The 17,704-nt window shown below is 46.5% G+C and carries 10 protein-coding genes and 1 tRNA gene; 1 reads left to right on the top strand and 10 read right to left on the bottom strand.

Annotation, left to right across the window (positions count from 1 at the left end; genetic code table 11):
* Positions 1–8: 8 nt before the first annotated feature.
* The 5 genes from rmf to rlmKL all read right to left on the bottom strand — a co-directional run bounded on the left by rmf (position 9) and on the right by rlmKL (position 6,433).
* Positions 9–182: a ribosome modulation factor gene (rmf, locus tag EGC76_RS03010; protein WP_128351536.1), complete on the bottom strand. Its 174-nt coding sequence runs from the start codon at positions 180–182 to the stop codon at positions 9–11.
* A 211-nt stretch (positions 183–393) separates the two neighbouring features.
* On the bottom strand, positions 394–2,145 hold the full coding sequence (locus EGC76_RS03005) for a DUF3466 family protein (protein ID WP_128351535.1): 1,752 nt from the start codon (positions 2,143–2,145) through the stop codon (positions 394–396).
* Between the two features lie 7 nt (positions 2,146–2,152).
* Positions 2,153–4,060, bottom strand: a complete 1,908-nt coding sequence (gene uup / locus EGC76_RS03000) for an ATP-binding cassette ATPase Uup (protein WP_128351534.1) — start codon at positions 4,058–4,060, stop codon at positions 2,153–2,155.
* A complete protein-coding gene (locus EGC76_RS02995; protein WP_128351533.1) occupies positions 4,057–4,293 on the bottom strand; it encodes a glutaredoxin family protein in 237 nt (78 codons plus the stop codon). Before EGC76_RS02995 ends, uup begins: the two co-directional genes overlap by 4 nt.
* Positions 4,286–6,433, bottom strand: coding sequence for a bifunctional 23S rRNA (guanine(2069)-N(7))-methyltransferase RlmK/23S rRNA (guanine(2445)-N(2))-methyltransferase RlmL (rlmKL, locus tag EGC76_RS02990; RefSeq protein ID WP_246013883.1), 2,148 nt, complete (start codon positions 6,431–6,433; stop codon positions 4,286–4,288). The genes EGC76_RS02995 and rlmKL overlap by 8 nt, the downstream gene beginning before the upstream one ends.
* A 174-nt stretch (positions 6,434–6,607) precedes the next feature.
* Here rlmKL and EGC76_RS02985 point away from each other — a divergent pair.
* Positions 6,608–6,684, top strand: a tRNA-Met gene (locus EGC76_RS02985).
* Here EGC76_RS02985 and EGC76_RS12060 read toward each other — a convergent pair.
* From EGC76_RS12060 to pepN, 5 genes are all read right to left on the bottom strand, one after another.
* Positions 6,641–8,356: a 5'-nucleotidase C-terminal domain-containing protein gene (locus EGC76_RS12060; RefSeq protein WP_425466320.1), complete on the bottom strand. Its 1,716-nt coding sequence runs from the start codon at positions 8,354–8,356 to the stop codon at positions 6,641–6,643. The genes EGC76_RS02985 and EGC76_RS12060 overlap by 44 nt on opposite strands.
* A gap of 51 nt (positions 8,357–8,407) precedes the next feature.
* On the bottom strand, positions 8,408–8,956 hold the full coding sequence (locus EGC76_RS02975; RefSeq protein WP_164876783.1) for a cell division protein ZapC domain-containing protein: 549 nt from the start codon (positions 8,954–8,956) through the stop codon (positions 8,408–8,410).
* A gap of 54 nt (positions 8,957–9,010) precedes the next feature.
* Positions 9,011–10,021, bottom strand: coding sequence for a quinone-dependent dihydroorotate dehydrogenase (gene pyrD / locus EGC76_RS02970; protein WP_425466319.1), 1,011 nt, complete (start codon positions 10,019–10,021; stop codon positions 9,011–9,013).
* The gene (locus EGC76_RS02965) at positions 10,021–14,865 is read right to left on the bottom strand and encodes an NAD-glutamate dehydrogenase (RefSeq protein ID WP_128351530.1); all 4,845 of its coding nucleotides are present in this window, start codon (positions 14,863–14,865) and stop codon (positions 10,021–10,023) included. Before EGC76_RS02965 ends, pyrD begins: the two co-directional genes overlap by 1 nt.
* A gap of 217 nt (positions 14,866–15,082) precedes the next feature.
* The gene (gene pepN / locus EGC76_RS02960; protein WP_128351529.1) at positions 15,083–17,704 is read right to left on the bottom strand and encodes an aminopeptidase N; all 2,622 of its coding nucleotides are present in this window, start codon (positions 17,702–17,704) and stop codon (positions 15,083–15,085) included.

The following is a 17,704-nucleotide window of genomic DNA, read 5'->3' as shown; positions in this document are numbered from 1 at the left end:
GATTTATATCAGCGGAATAAACCGCCACCTCGCGCTTCCATGGCATCTCGCCAACCGCCTAACCACTGTGATCGTACTTCTTGGTTCTGATAAGGACATAGTTCCTTTGAACGACCAGATACTCCGGCTTTGAAACCCTGTGCGTGCGCACGTTCTAGGCGATCGCGTTTTTGTCGTTTCATAATTCACTTCCTCGTCCGATTTTACGAAATTTTAGTTGTTTTCAGAGCATCGTGGTTGCCAATTTATTGCATTGGCTGACGCTCTTAATTAATAGATAGCAATTTTGGGAGGGAGTTCAAATCAAAAAAAAGGCGTATTTTCGAATGACTCTTTAAGTCAATGAAAACACGCCGTTTATTAAAGCAAGTTTGCTTAGATTAACTTGTTTGATTAACGCATGAATTTACGACGAACTGTAATAAGACCACCAATCAGCAACATAGCAAACAGGCCGAAAGGAGACATAGCCCCACCTTGGCGTTGAACTTGGGTGCCCTCGTCTGTGCAGTTGGTGATTTCACCTGATTCAGGATTTAGAATTAAGCTCAATGACACCTGTTCAGACTGAGTTTCACCTTGGGAGTCTGTGTAATTTCTGTCAGTGGTCGCCGTCACAAGAATTTGATTTTGCTCGTTAATGCCATCCGCAGACACAATAAAGTAATCTGCGCTGCAGCCAACGGCGTCATTTAAATCAATCAAACCTTGGTCCGGATTGTTCATGTCATAAACGAAACCAACGCGACGACGGGTTGTGTTCGCAGTAGAGTCTATCTCTGCGCTTCCAACCACAAAACCTTGGTTATTGATTGCATTTGGATAGGTTGATGAGCCAGTAAAGAACGTTGGTAACACCTCAAACGCATCGCTGTTCACATCAAACTTAAACGGGTAAGCACGGCGTGTCCCTTCAAAGTTACGCAACACGAAACCCACGGCAATATCGTCATCATTTATATCTGTGGCCGTACCCCAAACATAGGTTTCATCAGTTGTTACCGGACGCGTTTCGCCATTAATAAATATGGCTGGCATTTTGATTCGTCCGCCAACTTGCGGCTCTTCACCAAAATAGGTCCAACTTTGACCTACAGCAACGTCATTGTTATTAACTGCATAGGCATACGTTGACCATTCATTTTCGTCGTCAGCCAGTTGTTCGACCAGCGGTGCATATTCGGTTTGACTGATAACTTCGCCCTGGGCATCAAGTTGCCAAAGCGTTGCATGCATATTGTAGATGGAACCATTGGTGCGAAGCTCGGTACCACGGAATGAACTTAAGTTCGTTGCGGTGCCACGTTGAAACGCATGCCAAGCACTCCAAACACACGTATAGCTGGGTATCGAAGAGCTTGGATCGGAGTCAAGTTCAAGGCATGTATCAATACGAGTTTGCGCTCGTGGTGTAATTGAAACACTACTAAACCCAACTGCAACGTTGTTTTCATTAATATCAAATAAGCCCGACTCACCGCCAAGAATGGTTTGTTCAGAGGGTTCCAATAATTTGTAGGTTGTTCCGTCATACCACATGGCACGACTAGTAAAATCGCGCTTCACATAACTTGTGGTGACCGGATCAGGCATGTCTTGCCCTTCTGCCGGTTCCGGTTGATAGGTGTACTCAAAACGCTCATACGGGGCTGAGGCGATACCAACTCGAATGTTATTCTGGTTCAAACCTAAAAACTGATGGTCGGCCGAATTTAATTGGCTCGACGCCCCATTGCCTTCGCTATTCAGGAATGCCGGTAATGCCACGGTTTGGCCGTCGTAATCGGCAGCGAAATTTACAGCGATGCGCAGCGAAGAAGGCGACTCATTAAAACGGTCTTCAAGGCGTTGCACCAACGCAACGTATTGCGCGTAACTTAGCGTATCGGTTTCCGGGTCGAAGTCAGCTGGAATTCCAAGTTCTTGCAGTAACGCCAAGCTAATGAACTCGAAATCCAATTCAGCGTTGCGGGGAATTCGTGCTTGCAGTGCCGCTATACCTTGGTCGTTCAAGGCCACACCATATACGTTTCGAACAGATTCAGGTGATTCGATAACTTGTAGCGAGTAACTTTGTGCAGCGGCACCTGTGCTAACGAGCGCGGCAACTGATGCCGCAAGCAAACGGGTCTTAAATTGTTTCATATATGACTTAACTACTCTCTTGTTGTAGATTTTCTAACTCATCCCAGCGTTCAAGGGCTGCCATAAGTTCATTTTCTAATTCACCTAAGCGTTCAAGTACCGGCGCTGTCACTGTGTGTGGCTGGTTATAAAAATCCGGTGCGCTTGATTGCTGCTCTAATTGTTGTTGTTCTTTTTCTAGCGCCGCAACTTGCTCAGGCAGCATATCTAATTCACGTTGTAATTTGTAGGATAACTTTTTCCGCGGCTCAGCAGAACCCCGTTCTTTCGGAACTGGCTTGTCTGACTGACCTGAACTTGTTTTAGTTCCCTGTTTTTCTCGCAAATAATGGTTTATTTCCGTGAAACCACCAACAATTTCGGTCACTACCCCCTGCCCCTCAAATAACAATACGCTGGTGGCAGTGTTATCAACAAATTCGCGATCGTGACTTACCAGAATAACCGTGCCTTGATACTCAGCAATAATCTGTTCAAGTAACTCAAGTGTATCGATGTCGAGGTCGTTGGTTGGTTCATCAAGTATCAAAAAGTTACTTGGCTGTAGAAATAACTTCGCCAGCAATGCCCGGTTACGTTCACCACCCGACAAAGCTTTAACTGGCGTGCGTGCTTGCTTTGGACTGAATAGAAAGTCTTGTAGGTAACTTAGAATATGCCGTGTGCGGCCATTGTAAGTAACATCTTGCTTACCATCACCGATATTTTCAGCGACCGAAAGTTCCGGGTCTAGCTGGGCACGATGCTGATCAAAATAAGCAACTTCAAGGTTAGTGCCAACCTTTACCATTCCAGCGTCAACGTTCTGTTGGCCAATTAATACGCGAATCAGTGTACTCTTGCCGCAACCATTCGGGCCAACCAGTGCTATTTTGTCGCCGCGCTGCAACGTTAAACTGAAGTCTTTCAGTATTGGCTTATCTGCGAAGCTCAATTGCAGATGTTCGCCTTCAAATACCAGTTTGCCGGAGCGATTGGCTTCTTGCACCGCAAGTTTGGCTGAGCCTTGTTGTTCGCGTCGAGCTTGACGTTCACGGCGTAATGCTTGCAATGCACGAACACGACCTTCGTTACGTGTACGTCGGGCTTTAACCCCCTGACGAATCCACGCTTCTTCTTGGGCGAGCTTCTTATCAAATTCTGCGTTTTGTGACGCTTCAATTTCAATTTGCTCTTGTTTAGCGGTTAAATATTTCTCGTAATCCCCAGGGAAACTCGTTAGTTTGCCGCGATCAAGATCAATAATACGGGTTGCCAAATTACGAATGAAAGCGCGATCGTGGCTAATAAACAACACAGCGCCGCGAAACTCTTTGACCATCGTTTCAAGCCAAGTCACCATTTCTACATCAAGGTGGTTGGTTGGCTCATCAAGTAGCAAGAGATCAGGGCTAACAACCAAGGCACGTGCCAACGCAACGCGGCGCAGCCAACCGCCGGATAATGAGTCCATCGTGGCGTCTTCAGGGAGTTCTAGCTGGGTCAATATACTTTCAATGCGTGACTGCAATTGCCAACCATCGGCGGCCTCTATCGCAGTTTGAAGACGCGCTAAGGTTTGTAACGCTTTATCGTCATCGGGGTGGTCATTCAATCGCGATACCGCACTGTGGTATTGCTGCAATACACGACCAACGTCAGCCAACCCTTCAGCAACGTAGTCATATACCGATTGCGACGAGTTCGCCGGTGGATCTTGAGGTAAACGAGCCACAACGGTATCGCCCACAACTTGAACCACACCATCATCAAGTAACACGTCGCCGGCAATAATCTTCAGTAGCGTCGATTTTCCTGCGCCATTACGGCCCACGATACAAACGCGTTCACCTGATTCAATGACCAGATCTGCATGATCCAATATAGGATCGTTACCAAACGCGAGCTGCGCTTGGTTAAGTCGCACTAAATTCATGTATTTAAAAATTCCTCAATAGGTTGGCTGAAAGGCCAACGCAATTCTGCATCGTCACGGGCCCGAACTAACACCGGAACCAACCATGCATATTCATCTTGTAGTTCAGGTTGCTCTGTAATATCAACAACATGCAACCGTATTGGGTTCTCAGGTTTAGCCTGATGCAACAACTTGAGCGCTTCATCACAGAGTGGGCACTTAGGCTTACTCAGTAAATAGAAATCAGTCACTGTGACGTACCTTAAACAGATGATGAATACCCTTATTACGGGCAAAATCTGGTGATATAGGGCGCTGGGTTAAATCTTCAGCGATCAAATACTCTCCATTTAGCCCTTCTTCATCGAGTTTAAAACGGCGTTTGTTGTTGGAAAACAGTATTACGCCGTCATCGGTTAATAACCGTGCCGCCAATTTCAGCAACATCACGTGATCACGCTGAATATCGAGCACATCATCCATACGTTTTGAATTTGAAAACGTTGGTGGGTCTAGAAAAATAACATCAAAACGCTGCTGCGGACGTTGGTCACGAAGCCATTGCAGGCAGTCTGCTTGCACAAACTCGAATTGGCGCCCATAGAGTTTATTCAAGCTGAAGTTTCGTTGTCCCCACGCAAGGTAGGTATTTGAAAGATCAACAGAAACAACCTCTTTCGCCCCACCTAAGGCGGCGTGGACAGATGCGGTACAGGTGTATGCAAATAAATTAAGAACGCTTTTACCCGCACTTAATTTGCCAAGCTCACGACGCGTCCAACGGTGGTCAAGAAATAAGCCAGTATCCAAATAATCACTTAAGTTCACTTCAAACTGCGCATCATACTCGTGCACAATGCGAACTAAACCGCGCGGTTCCTGCTTTTCATACTGTTGCTTGCCAGATTGACGCTGGCGAACTTTTAACGTCATATTTTCTGCTGCAAAAGGCAATTCTTGGGCAAGCGTATCGATTAAAAACCACAACCTGTCCTTTGCTACTGCTTCAGGAATGTCTTTCGGGGCTGCATATTCTTGTATCACAAGGCAATCGTCATATACATCAACCGCTGCGTTGTATTCTGGCAGGTCGGCGTCATACAGTCTCCACGCGCTAACCCCTTCTTTTGCCGCCCATTTTTCAAATTTTTGATAGTTCTTTTTAAACCTATTCGCTAAATCGCTAGATTGCGTTTGTGTAAACTCTGGTTGCTCAATAGTTAAATCATAAAGCGCTAAAGTAGTCTCTAAGGCACCGTTAAATAGTTTATATTTGCGCTGGCTGCGCAATTTCATACGTTTGAGTAAGGTGTCGTCACCTGCTAATACCCCAACCTGCCAACCGGTGAAATGATTGCGTAACTGCGCCCCAAATCGACGGTACATCAGCAAGGTTTCAATCTCTTCGCCTAACCGCTCACCGTAAGGCGGATTACAGATTAATAAAGGTGCTGATTGCGGCGTAAGGTTTTCGATATTCGGTGGCGTTACCTGCTCAGCATTGGCAACTTGCCATTCACAACGCTCATTTAAACCGAGCCGTATGGCATTTTGTTCAGCGATTGCAAGCATCTTGGGGTCATTATCATATCCGATAAAACGTGCTTCATGCTGCGCGCACGCCGCTTCGTATCGCTGCTGCGCTTCGCTAAGAACCTGCTGCCAAGCTGTCGCATCGTGCCCGCGCCACTGCTCAAAACCCCAGTGGCTTCGAGTTAGCCCTGGTGCACGGTCAAATCGAATCATTGCGGCTTCAAGTAACAGTGTTCCTGAGCCACAAAATGGGTCAAACACTACGTCAGTTTCAGCCGTCATACCGCTACGAATGACAACAGCCGCCGCTAAGGTTTCACGCAGCGGAGCCGCGCCTTGCTGCTGCCGGTATCCCCGCTTGTGCAGGCTTTCACCTGCTAAATCGAGATACCAAGTGAGTTTGTCTTTTTGAATGTGCGCATTAATGCGTATATCCGGTTGTTCTTTTGATACATTTGGCCGTTCAAGACCTTGCGCACGAAATCGGTCCACAATGCCGTCTTTAATCAGTTGCGCGCCGAATTGCGTGTGACGAATCTCATGGTGGCGTCCACTAAAGTCAATAAGGAACGTCTGTTCAGAACTAAAAACCTCTTCCCATGGAGTTTCGGCAACGGCTGCCGGTATGTCCTGAGCGTTTTTAAAATAAGTATCACCAAGAGTCAGCAGCACGCGGTTCGCTAAACGCGTCCACAAACAGACACGATAGGCGTTTTCAAGATTACTTTGAAACCAGCAACCTCCGGCAGTTTGCCGAACATCGCTAACACCTAACTGATGCAGCTCGTCAAATAAGAGTGGCTCAAGGCCCTTGGCGCAGGTTGCAAATAAACGCATTGAAGAAGACGGTGTGGTCATTGAATTATCAAGGTTAGTTATCATGGGGGCTATTATAGCGAAATCAGCACCGTCTGTATTGCGCGAATTGCTTGTTTATTGGGCGGTTGAACCCTAATCGACTATTAAATAGGCGAACGGTGAATTTAGCTATTGCGTTTAGGTTTGGGTATCTATAACATGCGCAGCATCGGACGCGGGGTGGAGCAGTCTGGTAGCTCGTCGGGCTCATAACCCGAAGGTCGTAGGTTCAAATCCTGCCCCCGCAACCAATTTCCAATTTACTTCGAATTCTGGGCTGTAGCCCTTCTCTCCTAAGCTTTTTAAATACTCAATCAAAATATGTTGTAGCTGATCGGGCGCGCGGTAAATAATTTGCGAGCCATCAAGATTAGCAAAATCACCGCCACCACTGGCACGATAATTATTGGTAATCACTACATAGTCTTGCTCATCGTTAATATCATCAGCTGTTGAAACCCGCTGCCCCACCTTTTGGGTTGGATCGATCTCATAATTTAACCCTTTAAACGTGTCGAATTGATAAGACGGAATCTCTTTATTTACCCAACTCCATCGATCGTTTGGCTGCCCAACTCTTAAAGCTCTAGCTGATTCTTCTAACCATTGTTTCAGCGCAGCCCCCTTTATTTTCACTACTTCAAGTGTATTGGGATAACGGTAGAGATCGCCAATGTCACCCAGTGTCACTGCGCCAGGTTCAATCAAGGTGTAACCATCGTTGGCGTCTAAGGCTGCATGAAACGGAGCTGCCGCACTTAAGCGTGGTAAGTTCTGCCAAACAGGGTTTGCTGCTTCTACATAGCGTTCGATGTACCACAATTGTGCATCATGAATTAGCTGCATGGCTAATGTAGGCTGCAAACGAGCATATTGCTGACTCAAAGCCGCCCGCGTGGTGCCGATAGATTGTTTCATAAACGCCAAGGTTGCTGTGTGCGCCGATGCTAACATCTGGTTAACTCGCGCATCGCGCGTTGCGCCGACTTGCAGTACCGTTGATTGGTGCGACTCAACATGCCATGTTTTGTGGCTTTCATCAAAGCTTAACGTGAGATCAATCACACCCAGATACTCGCCATGAACACCAGGCTGAACCGCTGGAACACCAAATATAGTGCCTTTTTGACTATCCACATTAGCAAGTTGATCATAAACCGAGGTGCCCGGGAATAATTCGTGCTGATGCCCAAAAATAATTGCGTCAACGCCCTCTATTTGCGCCAGTTCCCATACCGCTTGTTCGCTGTCGCTGGTTATGTCCGAATGTTTTGGCATTCCGGTATGGGCAACTAACACCACCAAATCGGCGCCTGCAGCGCGTGCCTGCTGAATTTCTCGTTCAGCAGCATCTCGCATCGCCTCAACCTGCACATGTTCAGCTAAATGATGGGTATCCCACTGCATGATTTGCGGTGGCAACACGCCGACCAAACCAATCTTCAGAGCTACCTTTCCGTCACCAATAGGCATATCTCTTTCAATGATGGTATAGGCGCGATGGTTTAATTGCTGCTTGGCGTAATCTGATTGTGCAATCAAGTTGGCACTGAGTACTGGTGCATCAAGCCCGTGATACGCTGCGGCTAAATACTCGAGACCGTAATTAAATTCATGGTTACCTAAATTTGCGGCGTCATAGTCGAGGTAATTTAATAGCTGTGCGAGCGGGAGTTTGGCGTGCTGTTCACTTTGCGTAACCATCCAGTCGGTAAATGGCGAGCCTTGAATAAGATCGCCATTCTCAATTAACACACTGGCATCAGCTTGTTGTCTGGCTGCCTTAATAAGTTCGGCTGTATAGGCCAGCCCTTTTGGCTCATAGCGGTCGGCAAAATAGTTGAATCCAGTAAAATGTCCATGCACGTCACTGGTCGCAAGTATGCGTAGAGTATTTGTAGGGGGTGTCGCAGCCGAGGTCATCGATGTCATACAAAATAGACCGGTCAGAGCAATGGATTTGCGCCACATGAACTAAGCTTGACGCAGGTTATCTGGCTGTTGGTGCGTATCGGCAAAGGCGGACTGTAGCCGGTTAGGCATCACTTTAATCACGTCATATTGATTTAAGGTTTTAATATCAGATAGCGGAAATTTATCAGCTAAAACCATGCACTCAACGAACTCACCGTCGGTTGTACATATCGCACACAATACGTCGGCGAGCCCTGAATTTAATCGCACCAATGTGCCTACGGTCAACGGGTAGCTTGGCGTTACGTCGGCAGTTTGAAAATACCAACTTTGCGGCATCTGCGGCCGGCCAAACTTTTGGTAAATAGTATGGTTTAACGCAGCTTCAAGTATTGTTTGCGGGCTAAGCCGATGGTGCTCATCAAGAGCGTCAAAAAAACTCTGAAAGTTTGCTGCATCTTCTGTTGAAAACGCAGCATTTAACGCATGCAACGGCACCAATCGCGAAGCCTTGTAGGGCGCTGTATGCACCAGCCCCTGCTCCAGCTCAATTTGCAATTGTTGTTGGTCTGGATCATAAACCCAGCGCCATTGTTGTGTAGCGTGCACGTTAAATCCTTTTCGAGAAACTCTGGCAATTAAAGTATCTAAATGCGTACTAATTTACAAGCTATTGACAATATCTCTCACTAATCGCGGACCGTGATAAATAAATCCGGTATAGATTTGTACTAAACTTGCACCTGCCGCTAATTTATCTTTTGCTGCCTGCGCACTATCAATACCGCCTACTGCAATGATCGGTAACTGGCCTTTACTATGTTTCGCAATAACTTTCACAACGTGGGTACTGGCCTCAAACAAGACTTTACCACTTAAGCCCCCGGCTTCATCAGCATGAGGTAAACCAGCAACAGCTTCTCGACTCAGCGTGGTGTTGGTGGCAATTACAGCATCAATATGATGTGTCATGAGCGCATCAGTGATTGCGCAAATACCTTCATCGGTTAAATCAGGCGCAATTTTGACCGCGATTGGAACGTAACGGCCATATTTACTATGAAGTTCAGCTTGCTCGGCCTTTAAAGCTGCTAATAGTGAGTCCAACGCACTACCGTGCTGAAACTCACGCAGCCCTGGGGTGTTCGGCGACGAAATATTCACTGTAATATAAGCAGCAAACTCATATACCTTGCGCATACAGTGCAGATAATCTTGTACCGCCTCAGCTTCAGGTGTGTCTTTATTCTTACCAATGTTAATCCCTAGCACACCACTGAATTTCGCTTGGCGCACCTGTTCAACAAGATGGTCAACACCTAAGTTGTTGAAGCCCATTCGGTTAATGATGGCTTCCTTTTCCGTAATGCGAAACAGACGTGGCTTTGGATTCCCCGGTTGCGGGCGCGGTGTTACGGTACCCACTTCGATAAAGCCAAATCCCATCTGCGCAAAAGCATCGATACACTCGGCGTTTTTGTCCAACCCCGCGGCTAAACCTACTGGGTTTGGAAATTCAATTCCCATCACCGCGACTGGACGATGCGCCACGCGCTGCCGCCACGCCATTGAAAACGGCGTGTGCGCGAATTTTTTGAGCAAATTTAAAGTCAGATCATGAGACTGTTCAGCATCCTTACTGAACAGCCATTTACGCATGTGTGCATACATAATTATGAATTTACCGACGTGCAGTTATGGTTTAGTAACATCAGCTCACGTAAAGCCACTGAGAATTTAGCGAACTCATGGGTTTTGGTGGTGCGGAAGTCAGACAACATCACTAACCAACGATCTACGTAAACTTTGTTGTCACTTATCCATGTATCGAGAACTGCCATGGCGTCTTGTTTGGTATCTCCTGCTTTCAACATGCTCATGGTGAGTGAACGTTGTTGCCAATCAAGCTCTTCACGGAACGCTGCGCGAGCAAGCGCCTGCCAATGGTTATCAACCGGCTGGCTATTAATTTGGTCAAGGAACCAATGCAACGAAACGCGTGAACCAAGGTTGAAGTACGCTTTCGCAACAGTACCGACTTTACGGCCTGTTTCATGTGAAATATCGGCCAAATCTAGCGCTGAGAACAAGGTAGTTAGAATCGCAATGTTATGCGCCAGTTTCGCTGGTACACCTTGCGCTTGTAACTTATCAATTTGCTTCTCAATTTGTGCGCGTTCGTCATCAACCAAGTAACTCAGTACGTTTTTGCGTAAGTCATCGAAACTCGATTTATAGAAGTCAATTTGTTCCTGAATAGTTGTCAGGTTTGGATTGCGATGACGCAAGAACCAACGGGTTGAACGACGCACAACACGGCGAATTTGGAATAACATGCCATTTTGTACATCGGCTGGAATCTTGTTATTGCACGCTTCAATTTGTTCCATTAATGCGCGTAAATCAAAGCACTCGCGTGCAACCACATACGCTGAAGCAACTTCAGCTTCGGTTGCGCCTGTAGCATCTACTTTGCGATACACGAAGTTCGGGCCCATGTCGTTGACAATGTTGTTCGCCAAACGGGTTGCGATGATTTGGCCGCGCAATGGATGGTTTTCCATTGCTTCAGCGTATTTTTCTTGCAACGGTTTCGGGAACGCATTGATCAATGACCGCGCATGGAACGGATCTGACATAATTGCATCGTCCAGCAACTGTTCTTTCAGAACCATTTTTCCATAAGCCGTAATCACCGCGAGCTCTGGGCGTGTTAGGCCTTTTCCTTGCGCCTGGCGCTCAGCAAGTTCATCGTCATCTGGCAAAAACTCTAAAGCACGGTTTAATTGCCCTTCGCGTTCTAAATGGTGAATAAAGCGCTGCAATTCTTTGATTTGGTCAGCACCACGAATCGCGGTTACTGAGATTGATTGTGACTGACGGAAACAATCTTTAATCACGATTTGTGATACTTCGTCGGTCATGTCGTATAACAGTTGATCGCGTTGTTTACGTGTTAAATCACCGCTTGCAACCAAGCCGTTTAGCAAAATCTTGATATTAACTTCGTTATCTGAGCAGTCCACACCACCAACGTTATCAATGGCATCCGTGTTTATGCGGCCGCCTGTGCGGGCATACTCAATACGACCTAGTTGGGTGAAGCCTAAATTACCGCCCTCGCCCACAATTTTCGCGCGCAAATCTTTACCATTGATGCGCAACGCATCGTTGGCGCGGTCACCCACGTCGCTGTCACTCTCTTTGGTCGATTTAACGTAAGTACCGATACCACCGTTCCAGAACAAATCAACGTTAAGCGTCAAAATGGCTTTGATCAATTCATTCGGCGTGAAGGTCTTCTTCTGCGTATTGAATAACTTCTTCATTTCAGGCGATAGTTCAATTGCTTTCGCGCTGCGCGAGAAGATACCGCCACCCTCTGAAATCAGTGATTTATCAAAATCTTCCCAAGATGAACGTGGCAGCTTGAACAGACGTTCACGCTCAGCATAGGTTTTTTCGGCACTTGGATTCGGGTCCACAAAAATGTGTAAATGGTTGAATGCGCCAACTAAACGGGTGTGTTTTGAGAGCAACATTCCGTTACCGAATACGTCACCAGCCATGTCACCCACGCCAACAGCGGTGAAATCGGTGGTTTGACAATCAATCCCCATTTCACGGAAATGACGTTTAACCGATTCCCACGCGCCGCGTGCGGTAATGCCCATTTTCTTATGGTCGTAACCAACCGAACCACCTGACGCGAACGCATCGCCCAGCCAGAAGTTATATTCGGCAGATATGCCATTGGCAATGTCTGAGAAAGTTGCTGTGCCTTTATCCGCTGCAACAACCAGGTAAGTGTCATCTTCATCGTGGCGTACAACGTCTTTCGGTGGCACCACTTCGCCACTCACAATGTTATCGGTAATATCTAACAGCGCACGAATAAAGGTGCGGTAGCAGTTTTTACCTTCTTCAAAGAACGCTTCGCGCTCTTCCGGTAAGTTTTTACAGAAAAATCCGCCTTTGGCACCAACCGGAACGATAACCGTGTTTTTAACCTGCTGCGCTTTAACCAAACCAAGCACTTCAGTGCGGAAATCTTCGCGACGGTCAGACCAACGCAAACCACCCCGGGCAACCTTGCCACCGCGCAGGTGAACACCTTCCACGCGCGGTGAATAAACAAAAATCTCATATTTCGGCAATGGCAGTGGCATTTCCGGAATCATTTCCGGCATAAACTTCACGGAGATGTATGGCTTTTCATTGCCCTGCTCGTCACTTTGGAAGAAGTTGGTGCGCAAAGCAGCCAAAATGAGCTCAACATAGCGACGAATGATGCGGTCATCATCCAAGTTCGCAACGTTTTCCAATTCTGAATTGATACGTGTTTCAAGCGCTTCAATTTTCTTGTCGCGGCTTTTTTCTTTCGGATCGAATTTAGAGTAGAACAGCTTCACAATGAGTTTAGCTATCAGCGGATATTTACTGAATGTGCTCTCAATATATGCCTGACTAAATGTGGTACCAATTTGACGCATGTATTTTGCAAACATACGTAAAATAATTACCTGCCGGCCAGTTAATCCTGCACTTAAGACTAAACGGTTGAAGCCATCGTCTTCATACAAGCCGTCCCAAACTTTGGCAAACCCGTTTTGGAATAAATCACGGCTTGCTTCAAGGTCAAGCTTGGCGTTGCTATGCAGCATTTGGAAATCAAGTATCCAGAACAAGCTGCCATCGGTTGTTTTAATCTGATATGGGCTTTCACCAATAATACGCAGGCCGAAGTTTTCCAGCATTGGCAATACGTCAGACAAGTGAATTGGCTCGTCTTTATGGAATAGTTTTAAGCGAATCTTTTTACTGGTTTCGTTTTCTTCACGTGACCGGTAAAACAGCATGCCCAGTTTGTGGTCGTCATCAAGCGCTTCAATCTGTGCAATATCGGCAATTGCTACCGACGGCAATACTTCTTCTTTGTAAGCCCGTGGAAATGCGTTGGAATAGCGCTTGTTTAACGCATTGGCTTTTGCTTCGCCAAAAGTGCTGCTTAAGATGCGCTCAAAGTTGTCTTCCCAAGTACGGGCTGCTTCAATAAGGTTTTGTTCAAGTTCTTTCACGTCAATGTCCTGTACGTGTTCGCCGAGGCGCACGGTGTAATGAGTTCGGGCAAGCGATGATTCCGAAAAGTATGTGGTGAAATCCACATCACTGGTGCCAGCTAAAGTGCGGGCGAGAATTTGCTGCGTTCTTTGCCGTAACAAGGTGTTGTAGCGCTCTTTCGGCACATACACCATGCAGGATGCGAATCGACCAAAAATATCACGGCGCACAAAAACTCGGGTCATGTCGCGCTCTTGCATTTGCAGAACACCTAAACCGACTTCCAATAAGTCATCTTCCGGTGCTTGCACGATCTCATCACGTGGATAAGTTTCTAAAATGTTCAACAGTGCTTTTGCAGCGTGTGAGTTCGGGGCAAAACCAGACTCTTCCATGACGCGTCTAATTTTATCACCGACTAACGGCACATCGCGGGCGCTATTGTTGTAAAAGCTACTTGAATACAAACCAATAAAGCGGTCTTCGCCAATCACCTTGCCGTTTTTATCGAACCGTTTAATACCAATGTAATCGCAGTATGCAGGACGGTGAACGCGCGATTTGGTATTCGTTTTAGTTAACAGCAGTAAACTGTTATCAAAGGTAAGATCGCGTGCAACTTCTGGCAACGACGACACCAACCGTTCTTTATTGTTCGCACTTTTTCGCATCAAGCCGAGACTTGATTCGGCCACTTGACGAATTACGTAGTCACCTTCTACTGGTGATAAATCGTAGCGGCGATATCCCATTAACGTGAAGTTGTCTTTCGCCAGCCAACCTAAGAAGCGCTGTGCTTCTTGTAATTGTTTCTTATCACCTGGGTAATTAATGTCACTGAGGCTTGCCGCTATTTCACTGAGGCGCTCACGCATAGGTAACCAATCCGATACGGATAAGTTAATTTCGTCCATAACTGACGCAAGCTCTTTCTTCAACGTGGTGATAGCTTCTTTACTGGTTTGACGGTCCACTTCAATCAAGAAAACCGTATCCACTTCGTTATCTTCGTTGCGGGTACCTGCTTTGAGAAGCTCAGTAATTTGATTTTTCTCGTTACGCTTATGGCTAATCGGCAGATGCAAAAGCAAGTGCGATGTTATACCTAAGCGCGACAACGCCATGCGAATCGAGTCCACCATAAACGGACTATCCGATTGAATGACTTCGATAATCGTATGGGCAGACTCCCAGCCGTGGCGTGGCACTTCTGGATTGTAAATTTTGATGAGTGCTTTTTCGCCGGGATTGTAGTCGTTAAACGTATGCCACAAGCCCATTACCGCACCATACATGTCGCTGTCATTTCGCAGCGAGAGATCATCCGGTGAGATATTGCGGAATAACCTCATCGCAAAATCTTTGATTAAATCGGCTCGGTCGGTAGCGCGTTGCTGAATCAGCTCAGCCACCTTCTGCAAAACAACGGGAATCTGGCCTTCGCCAAACGCATTCATGATGGTGTCCTTTTACGTGATAGGTATTACGAAGTTGTGATAGTTGCTATAGGTCACTATCACCCAACGAAATAATTGCCATCATTGTCGGACATTTAGGTTGGTTATTCAATGCTTATTATCACGAAAAAACCAGTGTTCAGACCACGGTTTTCGCGGTCTGAACATGATTATGAGGATGCTTTGCATGATTATTACAAAGCCGGTCAAATTCAGCCTAATCTGTTGCTAGACTTTGGCTGATTTTTTCATCTAAATCGGAGGCCAAATCTGGTAATTTATGCAAGGCTTCAAGTACCGCTTTCATCTGTTGCCGACGTTGCTCATCGTAACGGCGCCATTGGGTTAATGGTGTTACAAGCCGCGCTGCAACTTGTGGGTTCTTAGTGTTTAAATAGCTGATCATATCCGCCATTAACCGATATCCAGCACCGTCAGCGCGGTGAAATTGCACCATGTTACGCCCAAAAGTAGCATATAAAGCGTATTGACGATTTGGATTATCTGGATTGAAGCGACTGTGCTTTTTCAGTGTTGCAACGGTTTCTGCAACATTCGCATGCGGGGCCCCCGCTTGAATCGCGAACCATTTATCCAGAACTAACGGGTCATTTTGCCATTGCTGCTCAAAAGCGTCCAACAACTGTTGCTTGCAGTCTAAGTTAAGGTGCACCGCAATTTGCAGGGCACTTTGCTGTGCGGTCATGTTGTCCGCTTTTGAAAAATAACGGGCAACTTCAGCACTGAACTGCGCTGGCTTATTCAGGGCAAGATAGTAAAGCGCAGTATGCTGCAAGCTTCGATTCGCTATCGCCGAACCACTTAGCTGATATGGCTCTTGCTTGCGCTTTGCCCAAATCGCCGCAAATTCGTTATGTAAACAGTTTGCAATTTGTTGACGCAAGCTATTCACAGCATCATCAATGGCTGCCAAAGGTATATTTCGAGTAAAATATTCAGCTATTTCCTCCAACGTTGGCGGCGTTACTACCAGTGATTTTAATGCGGCGTCGAGCGGTGTGGCAGCCATATTCTGCAAAGCTTTCGCGACTGGCAGCGGAAGTTCAAGCGGGTTTTGATTGCTTACCGCATCGAGAATTAACTTGGTATAAATGTGTTGTGCAGCTTCCCAACGGGTTACATCCTGTTGCGCGTTCGCAAGCAATACAATGCTGTCGGAAAAATCTTGGTCGAATTCCAATTTTACCGGAGCGCTGAAGTTCTCAAGCAATGCCAGCACCGGAGCTTCCTCGACATTTTCAATCGTCAGCTGGTCGGCATGCTTAGTGAGTTCAAATAATAAACTACCCGACTCGTGGCGACGAAGCTGCGGATGTTGCATCGCCATCAGCTGGCCATTTGTCGTATATGCACTGAGTAAAACTGGAATATGCACCGCCGACTTTTCCGCTTGCCCGGGTGTTGGCGGTGTTTCCTGCGCAAATGCCAAGGTTAATGCTTTAGCCTTAGCATCGTAACGCTGGCTAACCTTAACTGTCGGTGTCCCAGCTTGACTGTACCATCGCTGGAAAAGCCCTAAGTCTGTATCGTTTGCGTCTGCCATTGCGGCGACAAAGTCATCACAGGTAACAGCCTGGCCATCATGACGTTGCACATAAAGTTTCATACCGGCTTGAAAGCCCTTCTCACCCAGTAAGGTGTGCAGCATACGAATAACTTCAGCACCCTTGTTATAAACCGTTACCGTATAGAAGTTATTCATTTCTATAACTTTGTCAGGACGGATCGGATGAGCCATAGGGCTGGCATCTTCATTGAACTGGTGGGTTCGAATAATACGAATTGCATCAATGCGATTAACCGCTCGCGAGCCAAGGTCTGAACTGAATTCCTGGTCACGGAATACTGTTAAGCCTTCTTTTAAACTCAGTTGAAACCAATCACGACAGGTAATTCGATTCCCCGTCCAATTATGGAAATACTCGTGCCCTATCACCGATTCTACATTTAAGAAGTCTTGGTCCGTTGCTGTTTTTGAATCGGCCAACACATAGCGCGAATTAAATACGTTTAAGCCTTTATTTTCCATTGCCCCCATGTTGAAGAAATCAACAGCAACAATCATATAGATATCTAAATCGTATTCGAGGCCAAATCGTTCTTCATCCCAACGCATCGAATTTTTTAAAGCTGCCATTGCATAGTCAGCGCGCTTTAAATTACCCTGGTCAACAAATAACTGCAATAAAACTTCGCGACCGCTTTTTGTCGTGTAATGGTCTGTTAAAACCTCAAAATTGCCAGCCACCAAAGCGAACAAATAAGCCGGTTTCGGATGCGGGTCATGCCAACGTACCCAATGCGTTCCATCGCTGTTATCACCTTGAGCAACAGCATTACCGTTACTCAATAGATAAGGATAAGTTTGTTTGTCGGCGGTAATTGTGGTGGTAAAAACCGCAAGAATATCCGGTCTATCCAGATAATAGGTAATGCGTCGGAACCCTTCAGCTTCACATTGCGTGCAGAACGCCCCACCCGACTTATAAAGTCCTTCAAGGGCGGTATTGGCAGCAGGATTAATGGTATTGACGATAGTTAACTCAAACGCTTTATTTGGCACACTGTGAAGCGTTAGTGCTTTATCGGTAATTTGATAATCCTGTTCAGTCAAACTCTGGCCATTAATTTTAACGCTTTGCAACGTCATATGCTCGCCATGCAAGCGCAACGCTGTACAAGCTGCAAGCGGCTCTATCTGCATGCGATTGGTTACATGCGTTCGGGTATCATGCAGATAAACAGTTAAATCGACCGAGGTGATACGAAACTCCGGAGCTTTATAATCGCTCCGAAGCTTTGCCAATTGTGCAGTCAT

The organism is Pseudidiomarina gelatinasegens (genome assembly GCF_004025325.1).
In the GTDB taxonomy this organism is placed as follows: Bacteria; Pseudomonadota; Gammaproteobacteria; order Enterobacterales; family Alteromonadaceae; genus Pseudidiomarina; species Pseudidiomarina gelatinasegens.
This window is presented reverse-complemented; position numbering and strand designations above follow the sequence as displayed.

Bases quoted from the DNA above. Each gene is read 5' to 3' on its own strand.
- rmf (WP_128351536.1), bottom strand. From the start codon at position 182: ATGAAACGACAAAAACGCGATCGCCTAGAACGTGCGCACGCACAGGGT.
- EGC76_RS03005 (WP_128351535.1), bottom strand. From the start codon at position 2,145: ATGAAACAATTTAAGACCCGTTTGCTTGCGGCATCAGTTGCCGCGCTC.
- uup (WP_128351534.1), bottom strand. From the start codon at position 4,060: ATGAATTTAGTGCGACTTAACCAAGCGCAGCTCGCGTTTGGTAACGAT.
- rlmKL (WP_246013883.1), bottom strand. From the start codon at position 6,433: ATGACCACACCGTCTTCTTCAATGCGTTTATTTGCAACCTGCGCCAAG.
- EGC76_RS12060 (WP_425466320.1), bottom strand. From the start codon at position 8,356: ATGACCTCGGCTGCGACACCCCCTACAAATACTCTACGCATACTTGCG.
- EGC76_RS02965 (WP_128351530.1), bottom strand. From the start codon at position 14,865: ATGAATGCGTTTGGCGAAGGCCAGATTCCCGTTGTTTTGCAGAAGGTG.
- pepN (WP_128351529.1), bottom strand. From the start codon at position 17,704: ATGACTGCACAATTGGCAAAGCTTCGGAGCGATTATAAAGCTCCGGAG.